This is a genomic window from Amycolatopsis sp. SID8362 (genome assembly GCF_010550475.1).
GTDB classification, from domain to species: domain Bacteria; phylum Actinomycetota; class Actinomycetes; order Mycobacteriales; family Pseudonocardiaceae; genus Amycolatopsis; species Amycolatopsis eburnea.
In genome coordinates this window covers 1-567 of record NZ_JAAGNB010001140.1, presented here as the reverse complement: position 1 = coordinate 567, position 567 = coordinate 1, and the positions used below count along the sequence as shown (strand labels likewise).

The window sequence follows — 567 nt, the reverse complement described above, 5'->3', positions numbered from 1 at the left end:
GGATCGCTGAGCGCATGAGCGGGTGGCGGAAGGTGAGAACGCCGGAGGTGAGTTCGACCAGCCTGGCTTCGACGGCGGGGGCGAGGATTTCGGGATCGGCGCTGGTCACGGGCGAGCTGACGGGCGCCTGCGAGCCCGCCGCGCCTTGCCCGGCACCAGCCCCAGGCGAGCCAGCCGCCTCACCCGAACCCGAGCCCGCCGCGACCTCCCCCGCGCGGCCTGGGGCGCCGCCCGCCGAAGCCACGGCCCCGTCATCCGCCAGGAGCATCGCGGTCGCCGCAAGGGTCTCCGCCAGTGAAGTCGTCTCGTTCAGCGCCGCCACCAGCAACGCCGTCCGCGTCGCAGCCGGCAGTGCCGAAACCCGGGCCGTGAACGTGCGCTCCAGGCGTTCCGTCAATGGCAGCACGGGGTCCAGCCCGTCCAGGTCGGCGGCCGCCGCGGGCAGCTCCATCAACGCCAGCGGGAGCCCCGCCGCCTCCGCCAGCAGCCGGGTCCGGACCGACGGCGCCAGCCGCGGGGCCACCGAATCCAGCACCTCGGCCGCCGCGTCGGCGGGCAGGCGGTCCA

1 pseudogene is annotated in these 567 nt (G+C 75.8%); it reads right to left on the bottom strand.

Annotated features, from left to right (window positions below):
* Positions 1–567: pseudogene (locus G3I65_RS35415) on the bottom strand (hypothetical protein); the annotation flags it as partial.